We start from the raw sequence: 13,524 nt of genomic DNA, 5'->3' as shown, positions 1-13,524 counted from the left end.
TGTTGGCGGGGAAAGCAGGGAAATCAAAAACGGCAGAGGGGCCCGCAGGCCCCCCATTCGTCATACAGTGTAGTTCGCTCCTGTTTCCGGCTGCTCCCTACGGACTGAGACCGTCATGTCAGCCATCTCGCTATCGAGCAGGGTCAACCCGATGATGGTGTCCTTGCTGTTATAGCGGGGGATCAGATAGCCCTTTTCTAGCAGCTTCTTCTTGAGGGCCAGCTTCTTCATGGCCCATTCACCGTTCTGCTGTGCCCATCGGCTGTAGACCGCGTAGACCTCGCTCATGGGCACTTTGGCCCCTGCTCTGGCCTGGGTGCACTCTTCAAGGAAGCAGCCAACCATATCTGACTCGGCACGGTAGGTCTCGACATCCTGCTTGAGACGAGCAGGAATCGATGCCTTGAGCCTCTGCTCTTGCCACATCTGGCAGCCCTGGATGGCCCAGTTCAGAATGCCGGGCATCTCGGCCCGCAGCTTCTCCATCAGCATTGGGTCCAGCTGTTCCTTCGTGAAGGAGGCATTGAAGGGCAGCATCAGCATCCGACGCCACATACCATTGCTGGTATCGCGGATCTCGGGCTTGTGGTTGCCCACCATCACCAGAGAGAAGGTTGGACGGAACTCCATCTCCTTCTTGGCGTAGGGAGCACGAGCGACAATCACGTCATCCCCCGTCATGGCCTTCACCAAGTTCTCATCCATACGGGCCCCCTCTGGCAGCTCGTTGGCGACCACCAGACGTGCATCCACCAGCTTGGTCAGGGACGGGTTTGGACCAGTATTGCCGTTGCGGTTGAACAGCAAGACGTTACTGTTGATCTGCCGACTGAACTCCCCCAGCAACTGCTGAATGATCGACATGAAGGTACTCTTGCCGTTACAGCCGCCCCCGTGGAGGAAGAACAGGAGCTGTTCGTCAGTGCGGCCTGTGATCCAGTAGCCCACACAACGTTGCAGGAAGGCCGCATACTCGGCATTACCACAGCAGATCTCGTCGATGAACTGCTCCCATCGCTGGCAGACAGCAGCTGGGTCATAGGCCACCGGGCTATGGTGGGTCATCATGAATGCCCGTCTCGGTGCCAACAGGCGACCCGACTTCAGGTCGATGACACCGTTCGCCGTGCCCAACAGCATCGGATTGGCGTTCAGCTCGTGCAGTCTTGCCGTCATCATCGGCTTGGCCAGCTCCAGCATGTTCTGAATGCCTGCTCGGTTAAGGCTGCTAGAACCGTGTCTGAGCACCGAATATGCCCAAGACAGCTCCTCTTTCTTGCACGCCTGCTTGATCAACATCTGTCCGATTTCCTGGATCTCTTTGCCCACGGTTTGAGCAAGGATCATGGGCGTCAAGTCATTCTGGGTCCAGTGCGTACCATCGAAGTGGATGAAGCCACCTAACTCAGGGACGAACTTCAGGTTATGCCCGTGCATCTGCACGAACCGTTCAGCGTTGGCTGAATCGTTGAGCTCGTTTTCAAAGATGGCAGTACGTGGCATGACCTTGACTACTTCCGGCTGCTGATCATCGTCCTGAACGGCTTCGGCTTCGGCTTCGGCTTCGGCTTCGGCTTCGGCTTCGGCTTCGGCTTCGGCTTCGGCTTCGGCCTCAGCCACAGGCTCAACTAGGGTGAATGCCGCCACCAGTTCGGCCAGAGGCAAGGGGTTGTCGCCATGCAGGTATTCGTCGATGTCCTTGACGCTATCCGGCAGCTTTACTTGGGTCAGTTTGAGACCGAGTTGGGCCACCTTTGAGCGGTACTTGTCGCCCGCGTCATCAGTGTCGAAGAAGGTGACAACATCACTGTCAGCCAGCTCACGCTTCAACCACTCCAGCTGGGTCTGTGACAGCGTGCCAATGCTAGCCAGCACAGGGCCCGGCCAACCGGCATCCACCAGCGACAGGCGGTCATTCTCCCCTTCTACCAGGGCGACAGGGCCGGGGGCATTCAGACACTCTTCCCCGTAGAACTGCACCCCGTTAAGCCAACAGGCGCTCGGCAGTTGGTACTGGTGCTGCTTATTTGGGTCCTTGAAAGTGAAGCGGCTGACTTGTCCGTTGCGGTCGAAGTGCGGGAACACATAGACACCGCTCGGGAAGTAGTCACGAAGCAGATCTGGGGCATCGTTGCGAAGCTTGACCAGACCGGAGGCCAGTCGCTCCTCTTGGCTGAACCCTGCATCCTTCAGAACCTTGTTCAGGCCACCGGAGAAGCCGATATCCAGCCCCGCCAGCACCTCCTCAGAGTGGCCACGCCGCTCCATCAGTTCGTCTACATCCAGACGGGACTGATAGTGACTAGCTGCGAGATTGAAGAGTTCTTGCAGGCGAGCAGGTGGGGCCGTGTAGATCGGCTGCTCCAGCTTCACCACTTTGCGAACGGTTGGGGTGACTGCCAGTTCTCCCAGCAGGAGCAGACGAGCAGCATCAGATGCCTTGTCGGCTTGACCGCACTTGACGACTAGATCGAACACGTCGCCTCTTTCCTCGCAACTGAAGCAGTGGAAGCTATCGTCGTCAGGATAGAGGGTGAAGCAGTCGTTATGGCCACATAGTGGGCAACTGGCATCGTCCAGTCGATAGGTGTTGGAGCCGACTTTCTTTACGTCTTGCCCGGTCAGGGCCGAGGCGACATCCATGATGGGGAACTGCTCTTTGATGGCAGCAAAGTCGATAGTCAGGGAGTGGCCTGCATCGGCCAGGGCAAATTCAAGGTCAAACTTGGTGGATTGAGACATGATGTCTCTCCTCTTAGATGACCGCTGCTGTGGAACTAAAATTAGGTTGTGTGTGTTCCAAGCGGCGGTAATCAGATCGGGTAACAGCGCCCCCCGTGGGCCTATGGCGTGAGCCAAGGTGCGATGTGCGGGGGCGTCTGCCCGCCGACAACCCCGACTATACGGATCGGCAGAAGCAATACAACCCCTCTTTTTTCCTCCCCAAGGTCCCATTTCGAGTTTTCGTTGTGAACAACGCAAAAACGGCTATTCATGAAATATTCTAATGATTGACAACAGGTGATGTAGTGACATTCCTTGCTAAGTTGATAGCTGGCCTCCGCCCCCGCCAAATAGGTGGGATATGAGGTCTGCCGATCTGCTGAAATTTTGGCAGATTTAAGAACTTTTTCTACGAAGTCTCACACAGAAAAAGTTCTATAAATAGCTGAAATTTCGGCAGATTGAGCACCCTAATTGGCCCCTTTGCCCTTGTTGGCGGGCCAAACGGGAAAATCAAAAACGGCAGATTTTCACAGCCAGCACCGAGGCCACGACTGGAGGCCAGATGCTGTGATAGGATCACGCTATTTCGAGCGTCCCACGGGGTTTCCATGACAACCAATATCTCATCCCTTGCCAACCTTATCTGGTCGGTGGCTGACCTCCTGCGAGGTGATTTCAAACAGTCCCAGTATGGCCGCATCATCCTGCCATTCACCGTGTTACGTCGTCTTGAGTGCGTACTGGCCCCGACCCGTGACAAGGTGCTGGCCACCGCCGAGAGCACCAAGGCCATGCCCGAGCTGGCCCGCCATAAGCTGCTGCTCAATGCCGCCGGGCAGAGCTTCTACAACACCGCCAAGCTCACCCTGAACAACCTTGGCGAGAAGCAGATTGGCGATAACCTGGATGCCTATGTGCGGGGCTTTTCCCGTGAGGCATTCGAGGTGTTCGAGCACTTCAACTTTGCCGCCAGCATCGATCTGCTGGAAGATGCCGACCTGCTCTACAAGGTGGTTCGCAACTTCGCCAACGTCGATCTCTCCCCCGAAACCGTCGACAACTACCACATGGGTCTGGTGTTCGAGGAGCTGATCCGCAAGTTTGCCGAGAGCTCCAACGAGACCGCCGGTGAGCACTTCACCCCCCGTGACATCGTCCGCCTGACCACCTCCCTGGTGTTTGCCGCCGATGACGAGGCCCTGACGACTGCGGGCGTAGTGCGGACCATCTATGACCCCACGGCGGGCACCGGTGGTTTTCTCTCCTGCGGCATGGAGTACCTGCACGAGCTGAACCCCGCCGCTCGTCTGGCCACCTTCGGGCAGGAGCTCAACCCCGAGTCGTTTGCCATCTGTAAGGCCGACATGCTGATCAAGGGGCAGGACATCAGCAACATCAAGCTCGGCAATACCCTCTCTGACGACCAGTTGCCGACTGATCGGTTCGATTACTGCCTCTCCAACCCGCCATTCGGGGTGGACTGGAAGAAGGTCGAGAAGCAGGTACGAGACGAACACCTGCTAAAGGGCCACAGTGGCCGCTTTGGGGCGGGTCTGCCCCGTGTCTCTGACGGCTCACTCTTGTTCCTGCAACATCTTATCGCCAAGATGAAGCCGGAAGGTTCCCGCATCGGCATCATCCTCAACGGCTCCCCGCTCTTTACTGGTGGGGCAGGCAGCGGCGAGAGCGAGATCCGCCGCTACATCCTGGAGCATGACCTGCTCGATACCCTGGTGGCCCTGCCCACCGATATGTTTTACAACACTGGCATCGCCACCTATATCTGGGTACTGTCGAACCACAAACCGGCCGAGCGTAAGGGCAAGGTACTGCTCATTAACGCCAGCGACTTGCACAGCCCGATGCGAAAATCCTTGGGCTCCAAGCGTAAGCAATTGAGCGACGAGGCTATTGAGCAAATCGTCCGCCTTGCCAGCCGTTATGAAGAAGGGCCCATCGCCAAGATCTTCCCCACCACCGCCTTCGGTTATCGCCGTATCACGGTGGAGCGGCCGCTGAAACTTGCATTCTATCCGCAGGATGCCGAGCGGCTCGCTAGCCTCACTGCCGACAAGGGCTGGGACAAGCTCGATGGCACTTTGCAGTCCGCCATCCTGACTGCCTTGGGTCAGTTCGCTGAGGCCAAGTTGCTCTCTCGCGACAAATTCAAAAAGCAACTGACCAAGCTGCTAGGTGAGGTCAAGCTGCCAGCCCCAGCCTTTAAGCTGTTGGTGAGCCATCTGGGTGAGCAGGACGACGCCGCCGAAGTGTGTAAAACCAAGGGCGAGCAGGAGGCTAATGCGGATCTGCGGGATAACGAAAATGTGCCGCTGGGGGAAGACATTCATGAATATCTCAAGCGTGAGGTGTTACCCCATGTGCCGGATGCCTGGATTGACACCAGCAAAACCGACCCGCTCGATGGGCAGGTCGGCATCGTCGGTTATGAGATCCCCTTTAACCGCCACTTCTACCAGTACCAGCCGCCCCGCGAGCTGGCAGCGATCGATGCCGATCTCGATGCAGTGGCCAAGGAGATTATGCAGTTGTTGGCGGAGGTGCATTCATGAGTCAGGCAGTGGCAACTCAGCAGCAGAAACTGATAGGAAGGTATCGTCCCTATCCGGAATATAAGGATTCGGGGGTAATTTGGTCAGGTTTTATACCGTCACATTGGGAGCCGATTCGTTTCAAGCATGTGTTTGTTGAAAAGCCAAAAACATCGAACATTGAATTACCTGCTGGCTCAATCAGTTTTGGGCAAGTTGTATTCAAAGATGAAGAGAAACTAGCGGAAGAAACAAAGGCTTCATATCAAGAGGTTAAGGTTGGTGAATTTTTAGTCAACCCCCTTAACTTGAACTTTGACTTAAAAAGCTTGCGAACAGCGTTATCAGAAATTGATGTAGTGGTAAGCACTGGCTACATCGTTTTGCAATGCTACAGACAACTAGAAGCTAGATATGCCCGCTGGCTTTTACATGAATTTGATGTTGCTCATATGAAATCACTTGGGGCAGGGGTGAGGCAAACTATTGGTTTTAACGATATCGGTAACAGCTACTTCTGCATGCCTCGGTTGGAAGAACAACTTACTATCGCCGCCTTCCTAGACCACGAAACTTCCCGAATTGATCGGCTGATTGCCCAGCAGCAGCGGCTGATCGAACTGCTTAAAGAAAAGCGGCAGGCGGTGATCTCCCACGCCGTCACCAAGGGACTGAACCCCAATGCCCCCATGAAAGACTCCGGCGTCGAGTGGCTCGGCCAAGTGCCGGAGCATTGGGTGGTTGGCCCAATTAAATACACCCTCCAATCGAAAAAAGGAGCTTGCAAAGCAGGCCCCTTTGGAAGTCATCTTACTAATGCTGATATGACAGGGTCAGATGTAAAGGTAATCACTCAGCGGAACGTCATTGATGATGACATGGAGGTGGGGGACTCATATATCAGTTCAGACAAGTACAAAGAGCTGCGAGCGTTTACTATCCAAAAAGGCGATATATTGGTTACGACGCGTGGGACTATTGGCCGGACGGCACTTTTTCAGCAAGAGTACACCGCGATCCTTCACCCATGCTTAATCAGACTGCAGGCGGACGGTGCGATACTCATACCCGAATGGCTGTCACTACTTATCCAAGAAAGTGGCTATGTGGTGGAGCAAATTCTGATTAAGAGTAATGCTACCACAATTGAGGTTATCTACAGCGAAAGCCTTTTAAATGTTGACATCGCTTATCCCCCGAGCGAATCAGAGCAAATTGACGTTCTCGATTTCATCAATTGCCAAAAGATGAAGTTTCAACATCTGATCTCGGCAGCAGGAAGAGCAATTTCTCTTATGCAAGAACGCCGCATCGCACTTATCTCCGCCGCCGTCACCGGCAAGATCGATCTGCGTGGCTGGACACAGCCTGCCGAAGAGGTGGCCGCATGACGCTAACGGGGTTGGCGTGCTACGACTTTGTCAGCCAACTGGCAGCCTTGCCGTTTGTCGAGGCGATCTGGCTGTTTGGTTCACGGGCCCGTGGCGACCACCGTGAGCGTTCCGATATCGATCTCGCCATCGAGTGCCCCGGTGCCTGCGAGGCGCAATGGCAGCAGGTGTTGGCGATCATCGATGAGGCCGATACCCTGCTCCCTATCGATTGTGTGCGACTCGATGAGGAGTCGCCCCAGAGCCCGCTGTATCAGGCCATCCTGTGTGACAGGGTGCCGCTCTACCGTCGAATGACGCCTTAAGGATGTGTTATGAGTCTGGATCTGAATCTGGTTGCCCTTGGCAACGCCCTCAAACGCCTCGCCGAATCCCTGAGCTATGACGCGAGCCAACCGCTGGTGGTCGATGCCAGCATCCAACGCTTCGAGTTCTGTATCGAACTGACCTGGAAGACCCTGAAAAAGGCGCTGGCCGCAGAAGGGATTGAGGCCAATACCCCCCGTGAGTGCATGAGCCAGGCCTATGCGGCCCACTGGCTGGCCGATGAGACGGTCTGGTTGTCGATGCTCAAAGATCGCAACCTGACCTCGCATACCTACAAGGAAGATCTTGCGGTCGAGATCTATAGCCGTCTGCCGGGGCATCTGGCGGCGATGCAGTCGCTTTATCAGGTACTGCTGGCCCGAGGGGGTCAGCCATGAGCCTGGACCTCAGTTTGGATAACAAAGCACGGGAAAAAGCCTTTCAGGACCATATCATCGAGCAACTGGTCGCATCAGGTTGGTTGGTCGGTGAGTCGGCACGCTATGACAAAGAGCGAGCCCTCTACCCGGAAGATGTGATCGCCTATGTGCAGGAGAGCCAGCCAGAGGGGTGGCAGAAATACTGCAAGACCTACGGTGAGGAGCCCGAACGTCACCTGCTTAACGCCGTGGTCAGGGCCCTTGAGAGCGATGAGCGGGGCACCTTGTGGTTACTCCGTCATCAAGTAGAGGACAGAGGGCATCGGCTGGCAGTGGCCACCTTCAAGCCCGACCATGACCTTAACCCAGAGCTGGTTGAGCGGTATGCCAAGAACCGGCTGCGGGTGGTGCCGGAGCTGGTCTACAGCCCCCATGGCTATGATGGACGACTCGATCTCACTCTGTTTCTCAACGGCATACCGGTGGCAACGCTGGAGCTCAAGTCTTGCTTCAAACAGAGCCTGGAGAACGCCAAGCAGCAGTACCGCTTCGACCGCCCACTGGTGACGGCGGGCAAGCGTGAGCCCTTGCTGGCTTTTCGTCGCGGAGCACTGGTGCACTTTGCCGTCAATCAGTTTGAGGTGGCGATGACCACTCGGCTGGCCGGAGCAGATACCTTCTTCTTGCCGTTCAACCGTGGCACCGCCAAGGGCGGGGCAGGGAACGATCAGCCTGAGACAGGCTATGCCAGCGAGTACCTATGGCAGGAGATTTTCGCGCCCGAGACCTTCCTCAATATTCTGGGTCGCTATCTACATCTGCAGGTGAAGCACGAAGAGGACGCTCTGGGCCGCCTCAAGAAGAAAGAGACGATGATTTTCCCCCGCTATCACCAGTGGAAGGTGGTGGAGACGCTGCTTGCAACGTTGAGCCAAGAAGGGAGCGGCCAGAAGTACCTGATCCAGCACTCGGCGGGCTCTGGCAAGTCGAACTCTATCGCCTGGTTGACCCATCAGCTCGCATCGCTGCGGCGTGACACCGATGCCGGAGAGAGTGAGAAGCTATTCAATTCCGTCATCGTCGTCACCGACCGGACCGTGCTCGATAGCCAGTTGCAGGAGACCATCGCTCAGTTCGATCACGCATCCGGGGTGATCTCCCGCATTAATCGGGAAGAGGGGGATGGCAGCAAATCTGCTCAGTTGGCCGAGGCACTGACCAACGGCACTCCCATCATTATCGTCACCATTCAGACCTTCCCCCATGTGCTCAAGGCGATTCAGGAGAGCTCCAGCCTGAAGGCCAGCCGCTTTGCGGTGGTGGCCGACGAGGCTCACTCCAGCCAGACCGGCAAGACTGCCCGTCAGCTGCGTGAGGTGTTGATGGCCGAGCAGTTGAATGATGAAGAAGAGCTCTCGGCCGAGGATGTGATGAACCTGACCTTGGCTGCCCGTGGCGGCAGCCAGAACATCAGCTACTTCGCCTTCACTGCTACCCCGAAGGCCAAGACGCTGGAGCTGTTCGGTCGCCCGCCCAAGCCCCATCTGCCCATTTCTGATGAGAACAAACCCGAGCCATTCCATGTCTACACCATGCGCCAGGCGATCGAGGAGGGGTTCATCCTTGACGTGCTGCGGAACTACACCAGCTACCAACTGGCCTATAAGCTGGCGATGGAGAGCGAAGCGGCTGATGCAGAAGTGGACAGCAAGAAGGCCAAGCGCAAGCTATCCCAGTGGGTCCGGCTGCACCCGCACAACATTGGCCAGAAAGTGCAGGTAATTGTCGAGCACTTCCGCCAGCACGTTGCACCGCTGCTGGCCGGGCAAGCCAAGGCGATGGTGGTGACCAGCAGCCGGATGGAGGCGGTCCGCTACAAGCTGGCGTTCGACAAATACGTTAAGGACCAAGGCTATCAAGCCATTCGGGCCATGGTGGCCTTCTCGGGCGACATCGAGGACGAGGGGCAGACGTGGAACGAGCGGAACATGAACCCGGAGCTGAAGGGCCGGGACATGCGTAAGGCGTTCGATACGGCTGACTATCAGGTGATGCTGGTGGCCAACAAGTTCCAGACCGGGTTCGATCAGCCCAAGCTGTGTGCCATGTATGTGGACAAGAAGCTGACCGGGGTGGACTGCATCCAGACCCTCTCGCGGCTCAACCGCACCTATCCGGGCAAGGAGAGTACCTATGTGCTCGACTTCGTGAACGACCCGCAGGATGTGCTGGAAGAGTTCCAAAAGTATTACGAAACCGCCACGCTGGATTCAGTGTCGGACCCGAACCTTATCTATGACCTGTTCCACAAGCTCAAGGGCGAAGGGATCTTCACCTGGCCCGAGGTGGTAGCGTTTACCGATGCCTACTTCGACCCCAAACGGGGGGCCGATGCCTTCTTGCGGCACGCCGTTCCGGCCAGAGATCGCTTCGCCAAGCGTTACCGGCTGGCCATCGATGCTATTCGGGAGTGCCGGACCCAGCTCAAGTGGCTGATCGAACAGGGCGGCTCAGGGAGTGATCAGGCCAACGCCGAGCGGCGGTTGAAAGAGGCCGGGGAAGCCCGTTCGGTGTTGGAGCTGTTCAAGAAGAACCTCAACGGCTATGTGCGGTTCTACGAGTTTGTCTCCCAGATCACCCCCTTCGACGATTACGACATGGAGCGGCTGTGTGTCTTTGCACGCCACCTGCTGCCCCTGCTGCGGGAAGAGGTGTTGGATGAAGAGCAAGTAGACCTTTCATCGGTGATGCTGAGCCACTACCACCTTAAGGCCAAGCGGACACAGGATCTGCAACTCAAAGAGAATGCGGCCGGTTATGGGCTGGAGGGGATCGCCTCCCTCGGCAGCGCCAAGCCGAAAGAGGAGAAGAAGGATTTCCTCTCCGAACTGCTGGCTCGGATGAACGATCTGTTTGGCCTGGAAGTGACTGATGGGGACAAGCTCGACTGGGTGCAGGGGATGGTCAGCAAGCTAAGCGAGAACGGCCCCCTGATGGAGCAGGTCCGCAATAACCCACGGGAATCGATTCTGCATGGCGATTTCCCGAATGCGGTGGATGAAGCCGTCATCGGGCGAATGGAAACCCAGCAGGGCATGTCGCTGACGTACCTCTCTCACCCCGATAAGGCCAGGGCATTGCAGAATATGCTGCTGGACTTGCTGCTCGAGGGGTTGGCTGGCCATCAGTCATTACGGACACAGAGCCAGTAGGCGTTTGCTGGAGAGGCATGTCAGGGTTGACGTGCTCCTTCAGCAGGGACAACGAGACCGAGCACAAGAAGTGGGAACCTGCACGAGAAACCCATCTGGGGCAGGTCGAGTCGGTCTGCCGATCTGCTGAAATTTTGGCAGATTTAAGAACTTTTTCTACGAGATTTCATACAGAAAAAGTTCTATAAAATGCTGAAATTTCAGCAGATTGAACATCCTAAATGGCCCCTTTGCCTTTGATGGCGGGCAAAAGGGCCAGATTCAAAATCAGCAGATATTAGCCTTGCGGGTTCCGCAGTGGACGCCAGACGTATCCTGATAGCTCTTTGGCATTTGCCGGGGGCAGAGTATGCAGATCATCTGCTTCGAAACCGAAATGGTTCATCATCTCTGACAGGGAGTAGCAGAGTTGATCTCCTTCCGCTTGACTGAAGGTGCCGTCATAGCGCTGGATGAAGTTCGGGGTGAAGCTCTCACCTGTTGTGCAGACCGGCAGCGTCTGTATCTTGAGATCTTCTGGCCCACCTTCTGTAATCTTGACGGCGTACCCGAGCAATGGGTAACGCTCAAGGGTCGTTTCTCCGTTGTCGTTTGGTTCGACAATGATGTAACCGTACTCACTGGGCTGAGCGGGGATAAAATGAGTAGTTGCCACTGGTGTTCTCCTTCACACAAAACGAGACGATATTGCTAAAAAATGGTCTCAAGTGAGTTTTAATTCCTCTTTTTTGACCACGAGTGGAAACATATCGCGTCATAAAAGGGAAAACCGTGAAATCCGTCTAAAAATTTCTAAGAGGGCTCATAGGTGAATGTGGGCCCCTGCACCCCTTATACCAGTTCCGTTCGGATTCAATAACAACCAAGCCCCCTGGCATAAGTAACTCGTGTACCCAAACGACGCGAGGTTACTGTTATGTCACAACACTATGATGATCAACCCGGACAGGGCGATCACATCATCAATCAGGCATTGGCCATTCTGGAGAGCCGACAGCGGCATCTGGGCCACGCCTTCACTCAGCCCAAAGCGGCAGCAGACTTCCTTCGGCTCAAGATGGGGGAGTACGAGCGGGAAGTGTTCGCCGTCATGCTGCTCGACAATCAACACCGACTGCTCGATTACCAGGAGCTGTTCTTCGGCACCATCAATGCAGGCACCGTTCACCCCCGTGAGGTGGTCAAGGCGGCCCTTAACAGAAACGCCGCTGCGGTCATTCTGGCCCACAACCACCCCTCCGGTATGGTCGACCCCTCGGACGCCGACAAGGCTGTCACTGTTCGTCTCAAGGATCTGCTTGAGATGGTAGACGTGCGAGTGCTCGACCACTTTGTGGTGGGACAGCACGACATCGTCTCGTTTGCCGATAGGGGGTTGCTATGACCCCATCCAAACCGCTACAGGCTTTGTTCACCAAGATCATCGGCAGCTACCCCGACGCCACCGCCCTGACCCTCAACTTCCGCAGTCACGATTATTCCGCCGACACCGGTGGTTACCGTCCGGTCGAAATCCGTCTGGAGAAACGGGCTGGCAGCTGGGGGATGGCCTACGTTACTGAGTTCACTTACCTCGGTGGCGAGCTGGTCAAGGATCTCGATTTTGACTTCAACGCCGGGCTGGCATCACAGCTCTGGAGTGGAGAGCGGCCACTGGCCACCACCATGGACCTCTACCGGCTCTGGGAGAGGAACTTTCTCGACTATCACCGGATGGAGGTCTACCGCCTGAAGATAACCCCTGAGTAATCGCCATGAATGACTTCATGAAAACCTTGCTGCTGGACGCCTTGAAGGCAGCCCTGACGGCATTTGCGTCGGTCATCGTCAACGCGATGATGGCCCGCTACATGCCGCCACACTTCTACAACATGAACGAAGAGGACTACCCATGAACAAAATGATCCTGACCTCGGTGACTCTGGTTGCCATTGCAGGGGGAACCCTGATGATCCGCCTAATCGCCCGTGACAAGGCTCACGCTGAGGAGCTGGCCAAGGTATTACGGATGCCTGGCGGGTCGACGCGTCATTGAGATCCCCTGGTCGGCACCCTGCATGACCAATAGATAGAGCAGCCAGAGCATCTGGTTGACTACCCCTGCGGGCCCTCCATCACGGAGCGGCCCGTTTTCATTTGTATCACTGGCTCAGGTCAATAGACCAAGCCCGTGTGACGCGAGCGAAAGTGCCACTTTTTGCCGGTCATATGGGTTCCTTTCGACCTTCTGACCGGTCGCGTCAGTGTACCTTGCCCTATTGACCAGGAGGAGACCATGGCACTGGTGGGATATGCACGTGTCAGCACTGTGGGGCAGAGCCTGGATGCCCAGCTTCAGGCACTGGCCGAGTGCAGCAAGATATTTCAGGAGAAGGTGAGCGGGGCCAAGGATGATCGCCCGCAGCTCTCGTTGATGCTGGATTTTGTTCGTGAGGGAGACGTGGTGATGGTGACCAAGCTGGATCGCTTGGCTCGCAACACTCGCCACCTGTTGGAGATCTCGGAGTACCTGCACGCTAAACGGGTTGCTCTGAGGATTTTGAATCTGGGTATCGATACCTCGACACCGACCGGAAAACTGATGCTAACCATGATCGGTGCCATCGCCACGTTTGAGCGGGAGCTGATGCTGGAGCGACAGGCAGAAGGGATTGAGCTGGCTAGGCAGCGTGGGGTCTATAAGGGCCGCAAACCGACAGCCATGGCGAAGGGAGACGAGGTGCAAGCATTGGCAGCAAGGGGGCTCGCCAAGGCCGAAATCGCACGCAGGACGGGGATCAGTCTCTCCAGCGTGCAGCGTATCTTACGTGGTGGGGGATAAATTCAATGAAATCATGATTATAGAAAGAAAAAATATCATGAAATCGGTATCAATCACAAAAATCAATTCCCAGACTCTTTAGTATCCCGCTTTTGTATAGGCTATTGAGTCGCGTTGAGTCAATAGAGAACAAGGAGA

12 protein-coding genes are annotated in these 13,524 nt (G+C 56.0%); 10 read left to right on the top strand and 2 right to left on the bottom strand.

Features of this window, described 5'->3' with window-relative positions; genetic code table 11:
- Positions 1-60 precede the first annotated feature (60 nt).
- Entirely contained in the window at positions 61-2,742 is a 2,682-nt protein-coding gene (locus AB5Y91_RS10195; protein WP_368169697.1) for a phage/plasmid primase, P4 family, read from the bottom strand.
- A gap of 593 nt (positions 2,743-3,335) precedes the next feature.
- Between AB5Y91_RS10195 and AB5Y91_RS10190 the strand changes: the two genes are divergently transcribed.
- The 5 genes from AB5Y91_RS10190 to AB5Y91_RS10170 are packed head-to-tail and all read left to right on the top strand — an operon-like array spanning position 3,336 to position 10,565.
- Positions 3,336-5,297: an N-6 DNA methylase gene (locus tag AB5Y91_RS10190; protein ID WP_368169696.1), complete on the top strand. Its 1,962-nt coding sequence runs from the start codon at positions 3,336-3,338 to the stop codon at positions 5,295-5,297.
- A complete protein-coding gene (locus AB5Y91_RS10185) occupies positions 5,294-6,667 on the top strand; it encodes a restriction endonuclease subunit S (RefSeq protein WP_368169695.1) in 1,374 nt (457 codons plus the stop codon). The genes AB5Y91_RS10190 and AB5Y91_RS10185 overlap by 4 nt, the downstream gene beginning before the upstream one ends.
- Positions 6,664-6,972 (top strand): nucleotidyltransferase family protein, encoded by a 309-nt coding sequence (locus AB5Y91_RS10180; protein ID WP_042650359.1) that lies wholly within the window; start codon positions 6,664-6,666, stop codon positions 6,970-6,972. The genes AB5Y91_RS10185 and AB5Y91_RS10180 overlap by 4 nt, the downstream gene beginning before the upstream one ends.
- A gap of 9 nt (positions 6,973-6,981) precedes the next feature.
- Positions 6,982-7,371 (top strand): HI0074 family nucleotidyltransferase substrate-binding subunit, encoded by a 390-nt coding sequence (locus AB5Y91_RS10175; RefSeq protein WP_368169694.1) that lies wholly within the window; start codon positions 6,982-6,984, stop codon positions 7,369-7,371.
- A 14-nt stretch (positions 7,372-7,385) separates the two neighbouring features.
- Entirely contained in the window at positions 7,386-10,565 is a 3,180-nt protein-coding gene (locus tag AB5Y91_RS10170) for a type I restriction endonuclease subunit R (protein ID WP_368169693.1), read from the top strand.
- A gap of 277 nt (positions 10,566-10,842) precedes the next feature.
- Here the strand turns inward: AB5Y91_RS10170 and AB5Y91_RS10165 are convergent, their stop codons facing one another.
- Positions 10,843-11,220 carry a hypothetical protein gene (locus AB5Y91_RS10165; protein ID WP_024943929.1) on the bottom strand — a complete coding sequence of 126 codons (378 nt, stop codon included), beginning with the start codon at positions 11,218-11,220 and terminating at the stop codon, positions 10,843-10,845.
- A 261-nt stretch (positions 11,221-11,481) separates the two neighbouring features.
- Here AB5Y91_RS10165 and radC point away from each other — a divergent pair, with 261 nt between their 5' ends.
- From radC to AB5Y91_RS10140, 5 genes are all read left to right on the top strand, one after another.
- Positions 11,482-11,949 carry a DNA repair protein RadC gene (gene radC, locus AB5Y91_RS10160; RefSeq protein WP_368169692.1) on the top strand — a complete coding sequence of 156 codons (468 nt, stop codon included), beginning with the start codon at positions 11,482-11,484 and terminating at the stop codon, positions 11,947-11,949.
- Positions 11,946-12,314: a DUF2787 family protein gene (locus AB5Y91_RS10155; protein WP_043852068.1), complete on the top strand. Its 369-nt coding sequence runs from the start codon at positions 11,946-11,948 to the stop codon at positions 12,312-12,314. Before radC ends, AB5Y91_RS10155 begins: the two co-directional genes overlap by 4 nt.
- 17 nt (positions 12,315-12,331) lie before the next feature.
- Positions 12,332-12,460 carry a hypothetical protein gene (locus AB5Y91_RS10150; protein ID WP_254902196.1) on the top strand — a complete coding sequence of 43 codons (129 nt, stop codon included), beginning with the start codon at positions 12,332-12,334 and terminating at the stop codon, positions 12,458-12,460.
- Complete coding sequence (locus tag AB5Y91_RS10145; protein WP_167332170.1) at positions 12,457-12,600, top strand: hypothetical protein; 144 nt, start codon at positions 12,457-12,459, stop codon at positions 12,598-12,600. Before AB5Y91_RS10150 ends, AB5Y91_RS10145 begins: the two co-directional genes overlap by 4 nt.
- Positions 12,601-12,840: 240 nt before the next feature.
- On the top strand, positions 12,841-13,386 hold the full coding sequence (locus tag AB5Y91_RS10140) for a recombinase family protein (RefSeq protein ID WP_236766823.1): 546 nt from the start codon (positions 12,841-12,843) through the stop codon (positions 13,384-13,386).
- Positions 13,387-13,524 lie beyond the last annotated feature (138 nt).

This window comes from Aeromonas sp. R4-3 (genome assembly GCF_040908275.1).
Lineage (GTDB): Bacteria > Pseudomonadota > Gammaproteobacteria > Enterobacterales > Aeromonadaceae > Aeromonas > Aeromonas rivipollensis.
The sequence above is the reverse complement of the archived record's forward strand: the minus strand, read 5'-3'. Positions and strand labels throughout refer to the sequence as shown.

Coding starts and splice junctions, on each gene's coding strand:
- AB5Y91_RS10150 (WP_254902196.1), top strand. CDS start 12,332: ATGAAAACCTTGCTGCTGGACGCCTTGAAGGCAGCCCTGACGGCATTT.
- AB5Y91_RS10190 (WP_368169696.1), top strand. CDS start 3,336: ATGACAACCAATATCTCATCCCTTGCCAACCTTATCTGGTCGGTGGCT.
- radC (WP_368169692.1), top strand. CDS start 11,482: ATGTCACAACACTATGATGATCAACCCGGACAGGGCGATCACATCATC.
- AB5Y91_RS10185 (WP_368169695.1), top strand. CDS start 5,294: ATGAGTCAGGCAGTGGCAACTCAGCAGCAGAAACTGATAGGAAGGTAT.
- AB5Y91_RS10180 (WP_042650359.1), top strand. CDS start 6,664: ATGACGCTAACGGGGTTGGCGTGCTACGACTTTGTCAGCCAACTGGCA.
- AB5Y91_RS10140 (WP_236766823.1), top strand. CDS start 12,841: ATGGCACTGGTGGGATATGCACGTGTCAGCACTGTGGGGCAGAGCCTG.
- AB5Y91_RS10195 (WP_368169697.1), bottom strand. CDS start 2,742: ATGTCTCAATCCACCAAGTTTGACCTTGAATTTGCCCTGGCCGATGCA.
- AB5Y91_RS10145 (WP_167332170.1), top strand. CDS start 12,457: ATGAACAAAATGATCCTGACCTCGGTGACTCTGGTTGCCATTGCAGGG.
- AB5Y91_RS10155 (WP_043852068.1), top strand. CDS start 11,946: ATGACCCCATCCAAACCGCTACAGGCTTTGTTCACCAAGATCATCGGC.
- AB5Y91_RS10175 (WP_368169694.1), top strand. CDS start 6,982: ATGAGTCTGGATCTGAATCTGGTTGCCCTTGGCAACGCCCTCAAACGC.